General features: G+C 45.5%; 14 protein-coding genes and 1 pseudogene. 5 read left to right on the top strand and 10 right to left on the bottom strand.

What is annotated here, in order from left to right:
* Positions 1–56: 56 nt before the first annotated feature.
* Positions 57–227 (bottom strand): hypothetical protein, encoded by a 171-nt coding sequence (locus tag ABUE20_RS13580; RefSeq protein ID WP_408620479.1) that lies wholly within the window; start codon positions 225–227, stop codon positions 57–59.
* Positions 228–522: 295 nt separating this feature from the next.
* Between ABUE20_RS13580 and ABUE20_RS13575 the strand changes: the two genes are divergently transcribed.
* A complete protein-coding gene (locus ABUE20_RS13575) occupies positions 523–807 on the top strand; it encodes a lasso peptide biosynthesis PqqD family chaperone (RefSeq protein ID WP_408620478.1) in 285 nt (94 codons plus the stop codon).
* Positions 808–1068: 261 nt separating this feature from the next.
* Positions 1069–1188 (top strand): annotated as a pseudogene (locus ABUE20_RS13570) (transposase); the annotation flags it as partial.
* A 308-nt stretch (positions 1189–1496) separates the two neighbouring features.
* Here the strand turns inward: ABUE20_RS13570 and mnmE are convergent.
* From mnmE to rpmH, 5 genes are all read right to left on the bottom strand, one after another.
* Positions 1497–2861 carry a tRNA uridine-5-carboxymethylaminomethyl(34) synthesis GTPase MnmE gene (gene mnmE, locus ABUE20_RS13565; protein ID WP_408620477.1) on the bottom strand — a complete coding sequence of 455 codons (1365 nt, stop codon included), beginning with the start codon at positions 2859–2861 and terminating at the stop codon, positions 1497–1499.
* 86 nt (positions 2862–2947) lie between these two features.
* Complete coding sequence (yidC, locus tag ABUE20_RS13560) at positions 2948–4606, bottom strand: membrane protein insertase YidC (protein WP_408620476.1); 1659 nt, start codon at positions 4604–4606, stop codon at positions 2948–2950.
* Positions 4607–4613: 7 nt separating this feature from the next.
* The gene (yidD, locus tag ABUE20_RS13555) at positions 4614–4868 is read right to left on the bottom strand and encodes a membrane protein insertion efficiency factor YidD (RefSeq protein WP_408620475.1); all 255 of its coding nucleotides are present in this window, start codon (positions 4866–4868) and stop codon (positions 4614–4616) included.
* Positions 4835–5191 (bottom strand): ribonuclease P protein component, encoded by a 357-nt coding sequence (gene rnpA / locus ABUE20_RS13550; protein ID WP_408620474.1) that lies wholly within the window; start codon positions 5189–5191, stop codon positions 4835–4837. The genes yidD and rnpA overlap by 34 nt, the downstream gene beginning before the upstream one ends.
* Before the next feature lie 2 nt (positions 5192–5193).
* Complete coding sequence (gene rpmH / locus ABUE20_RS13545; protein ID WP_055733490.1) at positions 5194–5328, bottom strand: 50S ribosomal protein L34; 135 nt, start codon at positions 5326–5328, stop codon at positions 5194–5196.
* Between the two features lie 295 nt (positions 5329–5623).
* Between rpmH and ABUE20_RS13540 the strand changes: the two genes are divergently transcribed.
* The gene (locus tag ABUE20_RS13540) at positions 5624–6289 is read left to right on the top strand and encodes a metal-dependent hydrolase (protein ID WP_408620473.1); all 666 of its coding nucleotides are present in this window, start codon (positions 5624–5626) and stop codon (positions 6287–6289) included.
* On the opposite strand, the gene pyk is transcribed toward ABUE20_RS13540, so the two are convergent.
* From pyk to ABUE20_RS13520, 4 genes are all read right to left on the bottom strand, one after another.
* A complete protein-coding gene (gene pyk, locus ABUE20_RS13535) occupies positions 6276–7721 on the bottom strand; it encodes a pyruvate kinase (protein ID WP_408620472.1) in 1446 nt (481 codons plus the stop codon). The genes ABUE20_RS13540 and pyk overlap by 14 nt on opposite strands.
* A 115-nt stretch (positions 7722–7836) precedes the next feature.
* Positions 7837–8583, bottom strand: a complete 747-nt coding sequence (locus ABUE20_RS13530; RefSeq protein ID WP_408620471.1) for an alpha/beta fold hydrolase — start codon at positions 8581–8583, stop codon at positions 7837–7839.
* A gap of 57 nt (positions 8584–8640) precedes the next feature.
* Positions 8641–9135, bottom strand: coding sequence for a GNAT family N-acetyltransferase (locus ABUE20_RS13525; RefSeq protein WP_408620470.1), 495 nt, complete (start codon positions 9133–9135; stop codon positions 8641–8643).
* Positions 9136–9553: 418 nt separating this feature from the next.
* The gene (locus tag ABUE20_RS13520) at positions 9554–11239 is read right to left on the bottom strand and encodes a rhamnogalacturonan lyase B N-terminal domain-containing protein (protein ID WP_408620469.1); all 1686 of its coding nucleotides are present in this window, start codon (positions 11237–11239) and stop codon (positions 9554–9556) included.
* A 191-nt stretch (positions 11240–11430) separates the two neighbouring features.
* Here ABUE20_RS13520 and ABUE20_RS13515 point away from each other — a divergent pair, with 191 nt between their 5' ends.
* Entirely contained in the window at positions 11431–12000 is a 570-nt protein-coding gene (locus ABUE20_RS13515; RefSeq protein ID WP_408620468.1) for a hypothetical protein, read from the top strand.
* A 298-nt stretch (positions 12001–12298) separates the two neighbouring features.
* Positions 12299–13057: an amino acid ABC transporter substrate-binding protein gene (locus ABUE20_RS13510; protein ID WP_408620467.1), complete on the top strand. Its 759-nt coding sequence runs from the start codon at positions 12299–12301 to the stop codon at positions 13055–13057.
* Positions 13058–13089: the final 32 nt, after the last annotated feature.

Genomic DNA, 13089 nt, shown 5'->3' with positions numbered 1-13089 from the left:
CGGCTGCTTAGAGACGCCTTCAGCCTCTTGAACGTCTAAACTCAATTTGCGGTTATTTAACTTGGCCCCAGAGTCGGGGTCGTGGGGGGAATTTCCTGGCTGGCCGGCCCGGTTTTTGACTCGATATTTTTGTGTGTTAAATGCGACAATGAGGGGGGAATATAAGTTAATTTTCCGCATTCTTTCTTAGCATCAACATCGATGATATCTTCAGGTAGTGAATTCATAATTTATCCCTTGGAAATTGATAGAGGCTTTTAAATCAGACAGCTAGTGACGATTACAGCTGTTTCCTCTTGTAACATCCTTGTTCATATAACACAAGAAATAATACTGCTATGACCATTGAGTCAGCCAGTCCAATACTTGCAGAATATTAAAGCTGCTAACTGTAATATAATGACTTAATTCCTAATGGGTCACGAAAATCCGTATCAAAACATTTAAACGAGTTAACAGCTATTATCATTTAAAATGGTTAGGTATCATCTAAGCAACGAACTATTCATTTTGGAGCAATACATGTCACCATTGACCCTCACTCAGCGTCTTGTGCGTAAACCAGACCAGATTTTCACCGATATGGACGGAGATACCGTGATGATGGAGCCAGAATCCGGTCGCTATTTTGGCATCAGTGGTACCGGCAGCCGCATTTGGAAACTGCTCGAACAACCACAAACTGTTAATGCAATTATTGAAACCATTTGTGCTGAATATGAAGTTGACATCGAACAATGCGAAGCTGATACCTTAGCGTTTTGTCAGAGTTTGCTCGATAATCAATTGGCCGAGATTCAAGCTTGATTTACCACTTATTAAAACTTTTACGTCACCCACTGTTTATTCCGTGCTAACTGATCCCCACCTGGTTGCTATTAGGCATAAGTAAATTAGCTATTTTTAGACTTTTAATAAGTTAGCCCCCTATCTTGGCAAGAGTCGGCAGGGGCGTTACGGGATGCCATTACTTATCGAACAGCAACACTATCGAGCACAGCAATCAGTCGATTAGTTCAAAGGGGGGCGCTATACACGCCGTGAGACTCGAATTGCTTTCTTCAAGCGGTGACCGCGCAAATTTTATTCAAAATCGAAGCAGTAAAACAAGTTACGGTTGCGGGTCATTCTGTTGCTAACGTGGCTCAGCGTTTAGGTACGACCTCCCATTGTCTTTATGCTTGGATATTGAGATGCTTTACAACCCGAAACGACAGCATCGTTCCAATGATGGGCTATCCCCGTTAAAGTATGAACGTCAGTATTTTAATGGGGCTAAAGAAGTAGTGGCGAGTCAGTCATCTAGTTCTCGCTTTTGTATATTGATTCTCATAGGTTTTTCTCATCTTGTGCGCCGCATGTGCTCCAGAATTTATCTTCGGAGCACATGCGGCGCAAGAATCGACAAAACCCTTCAAATCACTTCCCACCCAATAAAACAAAATTATTTTAAAATCATCATGTTGTTTTGATTTGGTTGGATGCGTTTGACTATTTTACTTGCCGATACAAAAGCTTGAGAAAATGCGACCTAACAGGTCATCACTGGTAAATTCACCGGTGATTTCACTTAAAGCGCTTTGACAAAGCCGCAGTTCTTCGGCCACCAGCTCACCGGCCTGATATTCTTCAAGTTGCACCCGAGCATTTTCCAGATGTTCCGATCCTAAATCTAACGCAGTCAGATGGCGACGACGCGCCATGAAAGTACCTTCATTGGATCCCTGAAATCCCATGCACTGTTTAAGATGAGAGCGTAATAATTCGATCCCTTCTCCGGTTTTAGCGGACAACGATAATACCGGGATGTCACCCACTAACTGTTGGCCAATGCTTTCACCGCTTTGATCGGCTTTGTTGCGGATCACGCTCAGCCCCATATGTTCGGGCAAACGGGCGATAAATTCCGGCCAGATATGGCTGGGATCTTTAGCATCACTTTCGCTACTATCAACCATCAGCAGCACGCGATCTGCGCTATTAATTTCATCCCAAGCCCGAGCGATACCAATCTGTTCCACTTTATCCGGGCTTTCGCGCAAACCCGCTGTATCAATAATATGCAGTGGCATTCCATCTAAATGGATATATTCACGCAATACGTCCCGGGTGGTTCCGGCAATATCGGTGACAATCGCCGATTCTTTACCCGCCAACGCGTTCAGCAAGCTGGATTTGCCGGCATTCGGACGACCCGCGATCACCACTTTCATGCCCTCACGCAACAGTGCACCTTGCCCAGCTTCCTGACGCACTAATGCTAACTGTTGCTGCACGCCATGCAGCTCACTGGCAATTTTGCCATCCCCTAAAAAATCGACTTCTTCTTCAGGAAAATCAATCGCCGCTTCCACGTAAATCCGCAATCGGATCAGCTGTTCAACAAGATCGGTCACTTTGGCTGAGAACTCACCCTGCATCGATTTCAATGCGCTTTTTGCAGCCTGCGCAGAGGTGGCCTCAATCAGATCGGCAATCGCTTCCGCCTGAGCCAGATCGATCTTATCGTTTAAAAAGGCGCGTTCGGTAAATTCACCCGGCCGAGCGGTCCGAATGCCTTCAACTTGCAGGATCTGCTGAATTAATAAGTCGATAACCACCGGGCCACCATGGCCCTGTAGCTCTAAGACGTCTTCGCCGGTATAGGAGTGAGGTCCTTGAAAAAACAGTGCAATCCCTTGATCCAACACTTGCCCGTCCAGATCATGAAACGGTAGATAATCGGCATAACGCGGCTTAGGACAGCGTCCTAACAGGGTTTCAGCAACCTGCCGTGATAACGGTCCGGAAACGCGCACAATACCGACCCCCCCTCGACCGGGGGCGGTTGCCTGAGCAACAATGGTATCTACATTTGGCATGATCTCTCCTAAATTTGATCCATAAAAAATGCCACGTTAAGTTGTGGCATTTTAGATGATTTTAAAGTAAACGTTTGCCGCTTAAGTTACTTTTTCTTTTCTTTCTTATCGCGGCTATGTAAACCTTTTTTCTCCAACTCACGATAAATCAGAGTCTGCTGAATTAAGGTCACACAGTTACTAACCAACCAGTACAGAACCAGACCCGATGGGAAGAACAGGAAGAATACGGTAAACGCCACTGGCATAAACTGCATGATTTTCTGCTGCATTGGATCGGCGACAGCCGTCGGTGACATTTTCTGGATCATAAACATACTGATCCCCATCAACACCGGCAGAATGTAGTAAGGGTCTTGTGCAGACAGGTCATGGATCCACAAGAAGAATGGTGCATGGCGTAGTTCAACACTGCCTAAGAAAGCCCAGTACAACGCAATGAAAATAGGCATCTGCAACGCGATTGGGAAACACCCGCCCAGCGGATTCACTTTTTCTTTCTTGTACAGTTCCATCATCGCCTGAGACTGTTTCTGGCGATCATCGCCATAACGCTCACGCAGTTCTTTCATCTTCGGTTGCAGCAACCGCATTTTTGCCATGGAGGTATACTGCGCACGGGTCAGCGGATACATCACCCCTTTCACAATCAAAGTGATCAGGATAATGGCTACCCCCCAGTTTCCTACGATGCTATGCAAGAATTTCAGGAATTTAAACAAGGGCTGAGAGATGAACCATAACCAACCGTAATCAACAGTCAAATCCAGATGCGGTGCTACAGCGGCCATTTTGTCCTGTAATTCCGGACCAATCCAAGCCGAGCTACTAATTTCACCACTCTGACCGGCCGCAATCGTTTTCGCTGCACTAATGAATCCGATATGAGCAAACCCGTCTTTATAGTTACTATATAAAGTGCTCTCACTGTGTTGGGGTGGGATCCAAGCCGCTGCAAAATAATGTTCCAGCATGGCCACCCAGCCAGTGCTGGTTTTTTCATTCAGGTTGGTATCTTTGATATCACTGAAGCTATATTTATCGTAGCGAGTGTTATCTGATGAGTAAGCACCACCTCGATAACTCGGACGACCTAAATGTCCGCCCTCTTCTTTGGTATTCTGTTTAAGCTCACCAAACATCTGAACCGAAATGGGGGCCGACGAATGGTTATTCACGCGATAACTGACACCGACATCGTAGCTGCCTTTTTTCAGGACAAACAGCTTGGTATACACCACGCCGTTAGCATCGGTATACGTCAGAGGAACCGTCAACTTATCCTGACCTTTCGCCAGTTCGAATGTTTTAGCACTCACCTGATAGACCGGACGCGCATCTTTGTTGTCGATGCCATTTGGACCAATCAAGCCACTACGAGCCGAATATTGATGTTCACCATGAATATCGAGTAGTTCAAACGGGGCATCCGTTTTTTCGGTTTTTGGATAAGCCAATAAACCAGCGCGAACGATATCACCACCTTCAGTATTGATAGTGAGCTCTAAAACATCTGATTTAAGCGTAATCAGCTGTCCTTTCGATGCCGCAGCCGAATTACTGCTGTCAACAGCAGAGGGGCTTACACTGCCTGAACCTTGAGGTAAATCACTTTGATTTGCCTGTGCAGTTGTAGTTTGTTCAGTCGCTACCGGCTTAGGATTTTTATCCATATTCCACTGCTGGTAGATCAGAAAGCTGACAAACAGCAGACCGATTATCAGTAAATTACGTTGAGATTCCATAGTCTAGTCAATCTCTTTTAGTTTGATGAGCCGGTGGCACTGGATCGTAACCACCAGGATGTAAAGGCTGGCATTTTAATAGACGTTTGAGAGCAAACCAACCGCCTTTTATCACACCATGCACTTTTATTGCTTCGATCGCATATTGCGAACATGTTGGCGTAAAACGACAGCGAGGTCCAATTAAAGGACTAATGAAAAGTTGATACCCCCGAATGAGGGCAATCATCAGCCAGCGAACCGGCGCTGCAATCGTCGCCATGATTTTTCTATCATTCTGTTCAATTCGGCATCTTCAAGCTTTGAAACTCCCGGTTTGGATATCACCACGATGTCCACCTGAGGTAACAGGTGTTGATTTAACCGAAAACTTTCCCGAACATGCCGCTTGATCCGATTTCGAGCCACAGCACGCTTATCACTTTTTTTAGAAATGGCTAAGCCAAGGCGAGGATGTGACAGCTCATTAGCAACTGCCAGAAAGGTAAGCTGAGGTGTACCGACACGGATCGGTTGATTAAATACTCGCTTAAAATGCACGGGAGTTAACAAACGTAACTCCCTGCCGAACGACTGTAATGCCACGATTAGGCAGACAGACGCGCACGACCTTTGGCACGGCGACGAGCCAGAACCTGACGGCCATTTTTAGTAGCCATACGAGCGCGGAAACCGTGTGAACGTTTACGCTTCAGTACGCTAGGTTGAAAAGTACGTTTCATAATTTTATTACCATTTGCTAGCTAATTTTTACTGTACAGTAAGCTATTTCCCCATAAATCAGAGATAGCCTAGTAAAAAGAGGCGAAATTCTAATCATAAGCCTGACAAAAGTCAATGAAAGGCTTTTAACCGGCATCAAAAGATAAAAGATCACCTGATCATTTGGATCCGGGCAGATTATAGCGATTCTTTTATGATTCACAATAAGCAGGCCCATAATTCCACTTAAGATGTCTATTTGCCAGCAAATTTCGTAGAATAATGCTCCCGTTTTCCGTGAGTTACTGTTGTATCATGGCTGATTTTAAAACGCATACCATTGCTGCCGCCGTAGTGAGCGGTGCGCTCACTACGGCCATGCTCGTACACTACCAGCTTTCCGTCGAGCTAGCGCTATTGTACTGGGCTGCCGGAACACTTGGGGGAATTTTACCGGACATCGACTCGGATCATTCCAAATCAATCCGTCTCATTTTTCAGCTTCTGTCCGGATTAGCTACCGTGATCGTCGTGATTAAAGTACATCCTTATCTGAAAATATGGCAGTTATGGCTGGCTGGGCTCGGTACTTTTTTAATCATTTATTTTCCACTACGCCAAATTTTTGCCCGTCTCACCATCCACCGAGGCATACTTCATTCACTGCTGGCCAACCTGCTTTTTGCGCTGATCACGATTGTGATCGGCTATCGGCTCCTCAATATGACGGCTGCGATTGCATGGGGCTGTGGACTATTTTTATTTATAGGAGCACTCGTTCATCTATTATTAGATGAAATCTATAGTGTCGACTTGGCCGGAGCCCGGCTCAAAGGCTCATTTGGCAGTGCGTTAAAAATAACCCAATGGAACGAGCCTTGGCTAACGGTTGTATTGATAGCCGCTTGTGGCGGACTTTATTATCTGGCTCCCAGCGGCTATCACTGGTGGCTCTTGGTAAGTCGTCTTAACCCACTTTGAGGATCTTACAAGTGTTGGTGGTTCCGGTCATATCGGTTTCATCTCCATGCGTCAGCATCACCAAATCACCATGATGTAAAAATCCCTGTTCTTTGAGCTGAGATAATGCCGCCACCATCACTGTTTTTATATCCCCGGTCACCTTAAAGTACACCGGATAAACGCCACGAAACAGCGCACAACGGTTAAGTGTATAAGGATGTCTTGAAAGGGCAAAAATAGGCAGACCGGAACTTAACCGCGAACAGAGCAGTGCCGTTGACCCCGATTCGGTTAAGGTGATAATCGCTTTCATTCCTTTCTGATGATGGGCCGCAAACATAGTCGCCATCGCAATGCTTTCATTAATATCGGTAAACTGGCTATCGGCTCGATGGCTGGAGATATTAATACTGGGATGTTTTTCTGCCCCGAGACAAACATTGGCCATCGCTTTAACAGTTTCAACCGGATAATCACCCACAGCAGTTTCACCCGAGAGCATGACCGCATCGGTTCCATCCAGTACGGCATTGGCGACATCCATAGTCTCAGCACGCGTAGGAAGCGGCGCATGGATCATCGATTCCATCATCTGCGTTGCAGTAATCACGACCCGATTAAAATGTCGGGTCAATCGAATCAGTCGTTTCTGAACCCCCACCAGCTCCGCATCGCCAATTTCAACCCCCAGATCGCCCCGCGCCACCATCACGGCATCCGAAGCTAAAATAATATCGGTCATATTTTCATCGGAAGCGACCGTTTCAGCCCGCTCAACTTTCGCGACCAATTTGACGTTTTCCATCCCCGCCTGCACCGCTAAACTGCGGGCATACCGCATGTCATCACCATTACGAGGAAAAGATACCGCCAGATAATCCACCCCAATATCGGCAGCGATATGAATGTCCTGCTTATCTTTATCGGTTAGGGCCGCCGCCGACAATCCGCCCCCTTTTTTATTGATCCCTTTATTGTTAGATAACACGCCCCCGACCGTGACATGAGTCCAGACTTTATGCCCTTCGGTGCGCTCCACTTCCAGCTGTATACGCCCATCATCGAGTAATAAAATGTCTCCGGGGATCACATCCTGAACCAGTGCTTTATAATCTACACCAACCTGGTGCTGATCCCCCTCACCTCGGGCTAAATCGGCATCCAGACAAAAAGGTTGACCAACTTGCAATTGAACGGAATTTTCTTTAAAGGTTGAAACCCGAATTTTAGGGCCCTGTAGATCGCCTAAAATGGCGACATGAAGATTGTGTTTAGCGGCAATATTCCGCACTAGAGCGGCCTGTTGCTTATGGAGTTCGGGTTCACCGTGGGAGAAGTTTAAGCGAACCATATTCACTCCGGCCAGGATCATCTGTTCAAGGCAATCCCCTCTGGCCGTCGCCGGACCTAAGGTCGCTACAATTTTTGTACGTCGAAACATCACTCGCATCCTTCGTTTATTATGATTAAACCATCCTATATAATTGGCTCTTTTTTGACCAATCATATAATAAACTAATTGATTTGAGTGTAGATGTTCTACATAAAATAAATAATTTTATTCATTATGAATCGTGGCGAATGACCCAGTCAGTAATCTTTTCACACACCCACCGAGGATCATCCAACGCCAGATCATGACCCGCGCTTAAATGTGGAAACAACGGCGACTGCCAGCGTTCGGCCAACTGATAACTATGAGAACAGTGCACCAGCCGATCATGACGCGAAACCAGCAGCTGACAAGGTGCGCTCGGCTGACTAAAAGCCACACCCTTGAGCAAAATCTGATACTGAGCCACTAACCGTCTGACATTCACAGGAGGTTCTTTATCATCAGGCCAAGGTGAATGTAGTGTTGGCCAGGCCGATAACCACCGCAACCATCGTTCTGGACGATTTCCGGGCCACAAGGTTAATACGGCTAACTTAATCAATAACCACCAACGCTGAGGTTGCCAGCGCTGCTGACCATCAATAAATGCAGCATTAATGAACGTACAACTGGCGACTTCATCTGGAAAACGCTGTTGCCAATTCAAAGCCACCACAGCTCCCAGTGATAAGCTCACCAAATGGCAACGACGATGACCAAACTCTTCATTGAGATGCTGGCGCAATCGCTCCACCCATTCATCCAGATGCACGGATTCATCACGATCAAAAGCTGTTGTCAAATCAAGCAGATAGACATTCCGCTGCAAGCGTTGTTCCAGTAATTGCTTAAAATAATCCCAGTATGAGGCATCACCCATCAATCCACGGATTAATACGATGGGAGGAGCCGAATTGATGCGCGACGTATCATCCACGACGTATCTCACTTTTCGTTCAATTATGCTTAGTTATAGTATTTATTGTGCGCTTGATCAGACCTGTATATCAATACAGGTTTTTCCCAATATTTTGTACATTTCCACCACGATCCAATTTCGATGCCCAGGACCTCGAACCATACTCTGACTCATCGGACGAAATCCAAAGTACAAATACCGGTTCATCGCTCGTAAATTATGCTGATATACGCCCAGTTCGATCCGTTTGGCATGATAGTGATCGCGAGCAATTAAAATCGCATGCGCCAACATCATTCGTCCTAACCGTTGCCCCCGGTAACGAGGATGGATAATGACCCGACATAACCGGCAAATTTCCGGTGATCGCATCTTCAGTTGAAAGTAACCTAATAATAGTTCACCTTCGACTAACATTCCGGCATATCCGGTCTGCTCACTCTGGATTAACTGTTCAACCGTTAAAGGCCAGCGAAGCCCAGGGCCAGCAAAAAGATGGAGCTGCTCAGCATCGGTAGGCCAGTGGATCAGTTGTTCTAAAAACGGAGCATGACTGGTAATCACTTCCATAACATCAATAGTTCCCAGATATGATGATTTTATTCCCGATGAACCCAACCATCGTTTGTCCTTTATTGCATAAGACGGCCTATATTAGAAAATTTTTAGTTGGAGTGATTGAATTTTATTCAACTAAACCGTTTTCATCGAACGAATAAGAGAGATACACCATAAGAAAAATAGTCGCATGTTCTCGATTCCATTTAATCATGCCTCTATCAGAATAGATTGCATGACAACGACCTTTTCGTTGCCTGACAGACCCCAAGTTCAGAGGGTTGCAAACATACATCATCACGAAAGATCAACAGCCTCGATAGACGCCGTTGAAAATTAAGGTTGGATTATTTATTGAATATATTGGATTTAATCAAAACTGATGGGAGTCATCCTAACCATGGTGACTCTCATCTTCTTACCCGGTAGGCTAATTAAGCAAATCGATACAATCCACGCTAAAACCAGCAGAAAGGTACTGACTTCCTCCTGAGCCGCTTGCCGCACTAATGGTCAGGGTATTCCAACTCGATTGAGTATTCCAGGCACTGGCCGGAACTGTAAATTCATAGGTATGGTTGTTGCCCCGATAGGTCCCGATGGTCAAGGTTCGCGTCGATGGTTGCTGGGAAATAGCCGGAACAGAGGATTGCCAGTCATTCACTTTAATGATCGGTCTGGCGTTGGCGTAAGCCACCGTGATCCCCACTCGCACCGTATGGGCACTCTGACGTTGACTATTACTCAACCTAAAACTGATTTGACGACCATTATTAACATCTTTCCAGATGTAAGCGGGGAAATCACGGGAACTACTGGACCCTGCCGTCCAGGTCGGTGTGCTCCAGTTGGCCATTCGCACATCCGACGGATGCATCGTGGTTACTTTATCGCCATTTAAAAACTCAGTCGGCGTACCGTCCCAATGACCCACTCGAAAAATAGCCGATTGCTGAGACGGATCACCGGTAATGGTGATCGTGTGCAAAGAGGTAATCGAACCTGCCGATACGGTAATACTCTGCGTATGAACGGCTAATTCATTTTTATAGATGGTCATGGTATAAGTGCCAGGGAGCATCCGGTCTAATGAAAAATAACCACTGCTACTGGGGTGAGTCCAATACTGCGCCCGGCTGTTAGCAAAACCAACGGTATATTGATAATCACTGTCCATCCCGTTAATTCCGACGCCAGCCACCCGGCCTCGTTGACTATCCGGTACATAACCGAGCAGCGACATTTGCGAGAACCAGCTGGTATCGATATTCGTACTCGGAGCGCTACCATCAGTCACAACCAACGTGTAGGCATTTAACACATGTGTACGTAACGCTTCAGTCTGAGCTTCATTGTAATTGACGATATAAGTGATTTCATTAGCGTGAGCGGTCACCTGATTCAACAGGCTGCGATAAAACGGTCCACCGGATCCACCTTCGCCGTTATCTCGAACCACCCAAATCCCAATGTGGTTTCCGGTCCCCCCGATATATTTCCAATCCATCAACCGATGATTCGAATAATGTTTTGAACGTGTTTCACCGTTAGCTAACGCAAAAATATCATGAGCTTCAACCGTACTCACCGTCTGACTAATGTCCGCAGGCTCGGGCCCATGGGGCAGTCGATCATACTGCATCCGCAGAATAAAACGAACCAGCCCCATCGTGGTCGGCTCTTCAGTAAAATAAGTGGCCATATAGATCCGACGTTCACCACGACGAGCCATATAGTAATGGGTCAAATGACCTGCGGTCACCGTGATCTTGATCGTTTGACTATTTACTTGTTGAGCTGAAAGCGAAACGCTGCTATCCGAGGTGTATAAATAATCAAACCCCGAATTAATCTGTGATCCTCGGTTGGGTTGCTCATATTCAACACCATCGATCACCAATGAGGCAATATCTCCGGGAGATCGAGTATTGGAACCGCCATCCTGACGCAAGATTTTAAAGATTAAGCCAGCGCCAGTATCAACCGTATAGTAATCCGTTGATGTCGTAAGTCCAAAATCAGCCAGAGCCCATGGACTGGCAACAAGTGCAATACAGGCAGCCAGCCCAACTCCCAGACGGTGTACTGCACGACATAATTTTATATGCAAAAACATGTGATGCTTCCATTCAGTAGTTATTGACTCCGGAGTCAAAAGCCCCCGGTACCTCTTCGAGCGTAGTACAAATTGAGATATAAAAGTGCTGAACATCTCTTTTGTGTGGGATTTGCATAACTTTACAAGTCGCTGGCACCTATTTACGTTGCGTAAATTAAACTAAGTCATAGATTTCAACAGGAGAGACGATGATGAACCGTACAACCAAATTAATCGCTAGTTTAGCCGCTTTACCGATGTTATTTAGTGTCGCCAGTTATGCTCACCAAGGGGGTGGCATGGGAATGGGTATGCGTGATGGCATGATGGATGGCCCTGCTGGACGTGGGCAACACATGACTCAGCGCTGTGACGGCCCAAGAGCAATGGCCGGTTATATGCAGCAACTTAACCTGACTGATGCCCAAAAAGCTCAGTTATACGATATGCAAATGCAACGATTCCAGCACGGCCCTCGTTTTGCAGGCTCAATGCATAAAGGAAAAGGTCCACAAGCTGATCACTATCAGCAATATGCAAAACAGATGCATGATCTAATGATGAGTGACAAATTTGATGAAAAACAAGTCCAACAGCTAGCCGATAAAATGGCTGAATCTCATCATCAATTCCGGGATCAGATGTTTGAACAACGTATGGTAGAACATGCCAAATGGATGCACCAGAGAATGTCGGTTCTGACTCAAGAACAGCGGGCTAAACTTCAAGATTTAATGTCTAAAAATCAATGTTTTAATAATGTGACTGATTCTGAATAATCAATCTTAATGATGGGCTTATCTCTGTACCATTCCATATAAGATAAGCCCTTTTGTTTCTAACCTATCATGGCTAGATCGCTGGCCATCATGTCAAACCATTACTCCTGATTAAATTTATCTCTGACTGTTCCAACCCCGCGATTTTACGAAATATAAACTAACAATTTAGTTATTTATAAGCACTTTTTTCAGCAATCGAGTTATAACCCAATAAAAGGTGCGCATAATAAAATATAATTTAGTTCCCAATTCATGTCAGGCTATACTGATCGCAATTCAATAAATAGGATGAGCTATGAAATTTTGGGCCAAAATAGCCGTAGGGATGACTCTGATTGCGGCAACATTATCGACTGTACAAGCAGCAACAGTTGTCAAAGTAGGTATGTCAGGACGCTACTTCCCTTTTACCTTTAGTAAAAACGATAAGCTTCAGGGATTTGAAGTAGATGTATGGAATGAAATCGGTAAACGAAATCATTACGACATCAAATTTGTCACAGCCAGTTTTTCAGGTCTATTTGGTTTGTTGGAAACTAAACGCATCGATACGATCTCTAACCAAATTACCGTGACTGCAGAACGGAAAGCGAAATATCTGTTCTCTGATCCCTATGTCATCGATGGCGCTCAAATTACCGTTCGCAAGGGAAATAACAGCATCCATAGCCTTGCTGATTTAAATGGAAAAACCGTCGCTGTTAACTTAGGAAGTAATTTCGAGCAGTTACTGGATCAATATAATAAACAGCATCAAGGCACGATTCAGGTCAAAACCTTTGATACCGGTGTTGAACAGGTCGTCGCATTAGGGCGCGCCGATGCTTATATTATGGATCGACTCTCCTCAGTACAATTGATTAAATCCTCGCATTTGCCCCTACAATTGGCCGGAAAACCTTTTGCAAAAATTGAAAATGCCTGGCCATTTCTCAATAACGAACATGGCAAGCAATTACGAGATCAAGTCAATAAAACTTTAGCCGCTATCCGGGCAGATGGCACACTGAGTAAGATTTCACAAAAATGGTTTGATACAGACATCACTCAATAATAGAGTGATGTGACAAAGGCCCTTCGTCGGGC

The organism is Celerinatantimonas marina, from assembly GCF_046054165.1.
Classification (GTDB): domain Bacteria; phylum Pseudomonadota; class Gammaproteobacteria; order Enterobacterales; family Celerinatantimonadaceae; genus Celerinatantimonas.
Note: the sequence above shows the minus strand (reverse complement) of the source record. Positions and strands in the feature narration are given on the sequence as shown.

Coding starts and splice junctions, on each gene's coding strand:
- ABUE20_RS13580 (WP_408620479.1), bottom strand. CDS start 227: ATGAATTCACTACCTGAAGATATCATCGATGTTGATGCTAAGAAAGAA.
- ABUE20_RS13575 (WP_408620478.1), top strand. CDS start 523: ATGTCACCATTGACCCTCACTCAGCGTCTTGTGCGTAAACCAGACCAG.
- mnmE (WP_408620477.1), bottom strand. CDS start 2,861: ATGCCAAATGTAGATACCATTGTTGCTCAGGCAACCGCCCCCGGTCGA.
- yidC (WP_408620476.1), bottom strand. CDS start 4,606: ATGGAATCTCAACGTAATTTACTGATAATCGGTCTGCTGTTTGTCAGC.
- yidD (WP_408620475.1), bottom strand. CDS start 4,868: ATGGCGACGATTGCAGCGCCGGTTCGCTGGCTGATGATTGCCCTCATT.
- rpmH (WP_055733490.1), bottom strand. CDS start 5,328: ATGAAACGTACTTTTCAACCTAGCGTACTGAAGCGTAAACGTTCACAC.
- ABUE20_RS13540 (WP_408620473.1), top strand. CDS start 5,624: ATGGCTGATTTTAAAACGCATACCATTGCTGCCGCCGTAGTGAGCGGT.
- pyk (WP_408620472.1), bottom strand. CDS start 7,721: ATGCGAGTGATGTTTCGACGTACAAAAATTGTAGCGACCTTAGGTCCG.
- ABUE20_RS13525 (WP_408620470.1), bottom strand. CDS start 9,135: ATGGAAGTGATTACCAGTCATGCTCCGTTTTTAGAACAACTGATCCAC.
- ABUE20_RS13520 (WP_408620469.1), bottom strand. CDS start 11,239: ATGTTTTTGCATATAAAATTATGTCGTGCAGTACACCGTCTGGGAGTT.
- ABUE20_RS13515 (WP_408620468.1), top strand. CDS start 11,431: ATGATGAACCGTACAACCAAATTAATCGCTAGTTTAGCCGCTTTACCG.
- ABUE20_RS13510 (WP_408620467.1), top strand. CDS start 12,299: ATGAAATTTTGGGCCAAAATAGCCGTAGGGATGACTCTGATTGCGGCA.